This is a genomic window from Catenulispora rubra (assembly GCF_015356825.1).
GTDB lineage: Bacteria > Actinomycetota > Actinomycetes > Streptomycetales > Catenulisporaceae > Catenulispora > Catenulispora rubra.
Genome location: NZ_JAACYW010000152.1, coordinates 21,230 through 27,229 on the forward strand (window position 1 = coordinate 21,230; position 6,000 = coordinate 27,229).

Annotated in this window: 5 protein-coding genes; 3 read left to right on the forward strand and 2 right to left on the reverse strand. The window is 71.2% G+C overall.

What is annotated here, in order from left to right:
- Positions 1 to 309: 309 nt before the first annotated feature.
- Positions 310 to 933 (reverse strand): DUF1707 SHOCT-like domain-containing protein, encoded by a 624-nt coding sequence (locus tag GWK61_RS32745; protein ID WP_194915555.1) that lies wholly within the window; start codon positions 931 to 933, stop codon positions 310 to 312.
- Positions 934 to 1,048: 115 nt separating this feature from the next.
- Here GWK61_RS32745 and GWK61_RS32750 point away from each other — a divergent pair, with 115 nt between their 5' ends.
- The 3 genes from GWK61_RS32750 (at position 1,049) to GWK61_RS32760 (ending at position 5,145) form a co-directional block, all read left to right on the forward strand.
- The gene (locus tag GWK61_RS32750; RefSeq protein ID WP_323747860.1) at positions 1,049 to 2,167 is read left to right on the forward strand and encodes a sensor histidine kinase; all 1,119 of its coding nucleotides are present in this window, start codon (positions 1,049 to 1,051) and stop codon (positions 2,165 to 2,167) included.
- Between the two features lie 86 nt (positions 2,168 to 2,253).
- Positions 2,254 to 2,937: a response regulator gene (locus GWK61_RS32755; RefSeq protein WP_194915557.1), complete on the forward strand. Its 684-nt coding sequence runs from the start codon at positions 2,254 to 2,256 to the stop codon at positions 2,935 to 2,937.
- 78 nt (positions 2,938 to 3,015) lie between these two features.
- Positions 3,016 to 5,145: an MMPL family transporter gene (locus GWK61_RS32760; RefSeq protein WP_194915558.1), complete on the forward strand. Its 2,130-nt coding sequence runs from the start codon at positions 3,016 to 3,018 to the stop codon at positions 5,143 to 5,145.
- Positions 5,146 to 5,240: 95 nt separating this feature from the next.
- Here GWK61_RS32760 and GWK61_RS32765 read toward each other — a convergent pair.
- A partial coding sequence (locus GWK61_RS32765; protein WP_194915559.1) for a sensor domain-containing protein occupies positions 5,241 to 6,000 on the reverse strand: 760 nt, incomplete at its 5' end.

Below are 6,000 nucleotides of genomic sequence, written 5' to 3' on the forward strand. Positions count from 1 at the left end.
TTCCCGTGGCGTTCGCCTCGGTGACACCGGAGGTGCCAGGTCACTCGATGTGGTGACATCGCGAAATGCGGCGGGGCTGCGAGCGGGCCGGGTACGGCCAGGGTGGTCTTGGACACGAACAGCGCCAGCCGCCAACGCGCTCGCACTGCCGCCCGCAGGTAAAGCCAAGTGCACCAAAAGCCGGAGGGCCGCGACCAGATATCCGGTCACAGCCCTCCACAGACAGCCACAGCCCAGCAGTCAGTCCGGCTCAGCCCAGCCCGGCAGCAGTTCAGCAGCTCAGCGCAGCCCGGCTCAGCCCGGACCGACTCAACTCCGCTTGTTGATCCCCCGAGCCAGCATCAGCACCCCCATGATCCCGACCGGCCACGCCGGCCAGAAGTTCCCCCAGTCGTCCCCGCCGGCCAGGTTGCTGACCAGCCAGATCCCTGTGAGCAACACTGTCAGCGACAGCCATGAGCTGAAGGAGCCCCAGCCGTGTCCGCCGCGGCGTGCGGCTTGCTGCTTCCAGCGTTCCTGCTGGTGGGTCCGGTGCTGCTCGTGGCGTTCCTGGTGGCGCTGCCAGCGTTGGGTGTGGCGTTCCAGGTGCTCGTTGATGCGGTCCTGGATGGCCTGGTTGTCGATGTTGATCTGCATGCGGCCGGACTCGTCGCGGCGGACCTCGACCGGGCGCTGCTGGGTGCGCTGTTGGAAGGTGCGCTGCTGGGCCTGGTCGATGTTCAGCTGCGACAGGTCCACCGGGAGGTCCCGGGTGAGGGTGCGCAGTTCGCCGTAGGTCTTGGCCGAGTAGGCCTTGGTCATTCGTTCGTCGAACTCGTCGAGCGTGAGGCGGCCGGCGGCGTGGTGCTCGCGCAGCTGCTCGACGAGGCGTTCGCGGTCGGCGTCGCCGGCGCGCATATCGGGATCGAACGAGGCCCCACCCTGCGTCGTCATCTCCGTGACTCCCTGACTGACTCGCGACATATCTCGACTGTACCCCAGGGTACCCGCACTGGGATCCCCCGTGGGAGGGAGGTGCGGCTACTCCCGGTGGAGCATGATCTATCACGTGCTGACCCCGGTTGCCCTGTCCCGCCGAGGATTCCGGCTGCGACGGCCACGACGCAACGACGTCCTGGCCGTCGTCATCGTGCTGGTGCTGAACAGCGGCACCTATCTCGTACCCGGTGTACTGCCCTGGGGACCGTGGCGGTACCTGCTGGAATCGGTGACCATCGCCTCCATGCTGTGGCGGGAGACCTACCCGGTCATGACCGCCCTGGTCACCGGCGCGCTGACGCTGGTCATCACCGCGACGGTGCACCCGGCCCAGCCGTTCCCGTACGCGGTCCTGGTCGTCGAGTACACGATCGGCTCGGTACTGCGCGGCCGGACCCGGATCATCATGATCGCCATCTACATGGTCGGGAACATCGTGGCCGAGTACCTGCACCGGCAGATGAACAACCCCGAGGACTTCCTGGTCACCTTCACCCTCAGCATGACCTCGTTGTTCCTCGGCGTGCTGATGCAGTCCGAGCGCGACTCGCTGTCCGTCCGCGCCGACCGCGATCTGCGCGCCGAGCGCGCCCGGATCGCCCGCGACATGCACGACGTGGTCGGCCACGCCGTGGCCCTGATGGTGGTGCAGGCCGAGGCCGGACCGCTGCTGGTGCGGTCCAAGCCGGAGCGCGCCGAGGCCGCCTTCGAGGCCATCTCGGCCGCCGGCCGGGACGCCATGGCACAGCTGCGCGGCCTGCTCGGCACGCTCCACAAGGACGAAGGCGGCGGCCGCCAGCCGCTGCCCACCCTGTCCGACCTCGACGACCTCGTGCACCGGGTCCGCAGGGCGGGGCTCCAGGTCCGCATGGAACAGACCGGCAGCGCCTCGTCGCTGTCCCCAGGCGCCGAGACTGCCGCCTACCGCGTCGTGCAAGAGGCCCTGACCAACACCCTGAAACACGCCCGCGCCTCGCGCGCCGAGGTGCGGCTGTCCTGGTCGCCGAGCGCCTTGGAGATCACGGTCGCTGACAACGGCCGCGGCGTGGCTGACGGCGCGGCGGACGCCGGCCATGGCCTGTCCGGGCTGCGGGAACGGCTGGCGCCGGTGGGCGGCGCGCTGAGCTGGACCTCGCCGCCGGACACGGGTGGGTTCGCGCTGATGGCAGTCATCCCGTCCGGACAGTAGGGACACCAGGACACCAGGACAGCGGGAGAGCCGCCGCGTCAGCCCTATAAAGGACAGCCGACACGTACGCCTGGTAGAAAGCGAACGTGGCGATTCGGGTAGTGGTGGCTGACGACCAGGAACTGGTGCGCAGCGGGTTCGCGATGATCCTGGACGCGCAACCGGACATCGAGGTGGTCGGCGAGGCCGGCGACGGCGCCGAGGCGGTGACCCTGACCCGCGCGCTGCACCCCGACGTGGTCCTGCTGGACGTGCGGATGCCGGTGATGGACGGCATCGAGGCGGCCCGCCAGGTCAGCGCCGAGGGCGGCAGCCGGATCCTCATGCTCACCACCTTCGACGTCGACGAGTACGTCTACGACGCCCTCTACGCCGGCGCCTCCGGGTTCCTGCTCAAGGACGTCCGCCGCGACGACCTGGTGCACGCGGTCCGCGTGGTCGCGGCCGGCGACTCGCTGCTGGCGCCCTCGGTGACCCGCCGCCTCATCGCCGACGTCACCTCCCGTCGCCCGGCCCGGTCCGGCACCGCCGACCCGGCCGCCGCGCCCTCGGCCCGGCTCGACGTCCTCACCCCGCGCGAGCGCGAGACGCTGCTGCTGATCGCGCAGGGCGCCTCGAACGCCGAGATCGCCGCGCAGCTGTTCGTCACCGAGCACACGGTCAAGACCCACGTCAGCAACATCCTGATGAAGCTCGGCCTGCGCGACCGGGTGCACGCGGTGATCTTCGCCTACGACAGCGGGCTGGTGACTCCCTCTTCGGAGGGATGACTCCCCCGATCTACCGAGTCCGGCCCTCCCCTCCCGCGCGGGATCACAGGACCCTGCCCGTCCCCGGACAGTGGGGGCATGTTGAGACACGCGGCAGAACTCGCCATCCGCCGGCCCCGGACCGTGATCACGGCCTGGGCCCTGGTGCTGGTGGTCGGCCTGGGCCTGGGCGGGGCGGTGTTCGGCAGACTCGGGGGGCTCGGGGCGAACGTGCCGGGCAGCGAGTCCCAGGTGACGGCCGCCCGCCTGGACAAGCTGGACCCGAGCCCGGACACCATCGCCGGTCTGGTCACATCGACGACCGCGGGGCGGGTGATCACCGCGGACACGGGGCTGCGGAGCCGCGTCGCCGCCGCGGTCGCCGATCTCCGTGCGATCCCGGGCGTCACGCAGGTGCCGGACCCGTATCAGACCCCTGGTGCCACCGGTGACGGCCAGGTGGTCGCGATCCCGGTGACGTTCGCCAGCGGGATCAGCTCGCACGCCGAGGGCGTCGCTTCACGAGCGGCCCAGGACCGGCTGCACGCCATCGCCACACCGGACTTCCAGGTGCGGGTCGGCGGCGGGCCGCTGGTCGGCGACGCGCTGAACCAGACCGCGCAGTCCGACGCGAGCCAGGCGGAGATGATCTCGCTGCCGATCGTGCTGCTGTTGCTGGTGGTGGTGTTCGGCGGGCTGCTGGCCGCGTCGCTGCCCCTGGTGCTGGCCCTGTGCGGCGTCGCGTCCACGCTGCTGGTGCTCTACGGGTTCAGCTTCGCGACCGACCTGTCGGTGTACTCCGTCCAGATCACGACGATGCTCGGCCTCGGCCTCGGCGTGGACTACGCGCTGCTGATGGTGACCCGGTTCAAGCAGGAGCGGACGGCGACGCCGGATATCGCCGACTGCGTCCGGCGCACCGTCTCGGCCGCCGGCCGCACGGTGTTCTTCTCCGGGCTCACGGTCGCGGTCAGCCTGGTCGGGCTCGTGGTGTACCCGGCACCGTTCCTGCGCAGCATGGGGCTCGCGGCGACGGCGGTGGTCGCGGTGGACATGCTGGCGGCCGTGACCCTGCTGCCCGCGCTGCTGGCGAAGTTCGGGCACCGGATCAAGCCGGCGAGCCCGCGCCGATCGGAGGGGCGCTGGTTCGGGCGGTTCGCGGCGGGGGTCGTGCGGCGGCCGTTGCCGGTGCTGATCGTGATCGCCGCGGGCCTGGTGACGATCGCGACACCGGTGACCGCGCTGACGCTGACTCCCGGCGACGCCCGAGAGCTGCCCGCGAGTTCGGAGTCGCGGCAGGTGTACGACCTGAGCGTGGCGCACTTCCCGGGGCGGAGTGCGGCGACGCCGCTGGACGTGTGGGTGCAGAACGGCGCCACACGGCCTGACTATCTGGCGCATCTCCGAGCTCTGCCAGGGGTCGTCGACTCGGCGCAGAAGGCGCTTCCGGACGGCAGCGCGGTGCTGGAGCTGACGCCCGCCGGGACGGTCAACGGGAAGGTGGCGACCGGGCTGGTGCAGACCATCCGGGACGAGCATCAGGGGGCTTCGGTCACCGGCGACAGCGCGCACTTGGTGGACTTCCGGCGGATGCTGGTGGATCGGCTGCCGTACGCCACCGGCGTGGTGCTGCTGTCGGTGTTCGTGTTGCTGTTCCTGTTCACCGGTTCGGTGCTGATCCCGCTGAAGGCGGTGCTGACCAACCTGCTGAGCATCGGCGCGGCGTTGGGGGCGATGGTGTGGGTCTTCCAGCAGGGACACTTCGCCGGGCTCTTCGGCTCCGGCGTGAAGGGCGGGCTGGGAGCCCTGGACGTGACGGTGCCGCCGCTGATGATCGCGGTCGCGTTCGGGCTCTCGATGGACTACGAGATCTTCATCCTCGGCCGGATCCGGGAGGCCCGGCTCGCCGGTGAGGACGCACGCCGCGCGGTGGTGACCGGGGTGCGGCACACGGGGCGGGTGGTGACGTGCGCGGCGGCGCTGCTGATGATCGTCTTCGCGTGCTTCATGACCGGCGGGGCCGCGCCGATCCTGGAGTTCGGGTTCGGGCTGACGCTCGCGGTGCTCATCGATGCGACACTGGTGCGGATGATGCTGGTGCCGGCGGTGCTGGCGCTGCTCGGGGAGGGCGCTTGGTGGGCGCCGAAGGTGCTGCGCGGGGTGCATGCGCGGTTCGGGGTCGCCGAGGCGCCCGAGCCCGCGAGTGAGGGGATGTTGCAGCAGGTGTGAGGCTCAGCCGCCCACGCCTACGCCACCTACGCCTCCTCCGACGCGCAGCGCGCCGGCTGGCTCGCAGCGCTCAGGCAAACGCTCAGGCCGAGCGCTCAAGCCGCCGGCGTGCCCGCCGCGTCCCGAGCTGTGTCCCGAGCCACGTCCGCCGGGGCCGCGGCCGCCGAAGCCGTGGTGCCCGAACTCGTCGCCGACTCCGGCTCCGGAGTCGGCGTCGTCGGCGTCGTCGGCGGCAGCGTCGGCATCCGCGACGTCGGCGCAGGCGTCGAGCGGACCGCGGACGGATCCTTCACCTTGGCCACCGCCCGCGCGACCACCTGCTGCGTCAGGTCCGGGTCGGTGCTGCCGAAGCCGGTGTCGGCCACGTACAGCAGGGTGCTGCCGACCCGCACCAGCACCAGGTCCACCTGCGCCGGCAGGTCGTCCACGTCGGCGACGATGCGGATCGCCCCGCTGGCGTCCCCGGTCTGCGGGAAGGCCAGCTGCTCGACCAGGAAGTCGTAGCTGCTGCCGTCCTTGTCGGTCTCGGTGAGCTTCGTGCAGCTGTGCATCGCCGCGGTGACCGAGTCCAGCAGCTTCTGCGCGGCCTCGGAGGTGGCGAAGCCAGCCAGGCCGGTGGCGATGTTCGGGCCGAACTGGGAGCGGGTGAACGAGGCGTCGGCGGAGGCCAGGGCGCCGGCCGGGTGGCCCTGGCTGTTCATCAGGTCCGTCATCGACCGGCAGTCCGGTTCGGTGGCGGACATCACGCCGTTGGCGTCGTCGGTGTCGTCGTCGGCGACGAAGCCGGCCGGCATGTCGGCCAGGGTCAGCAGCCGGGCCTGGAGCGCGGCGCTGGTCGGTGCCGGAGGCGAGGCC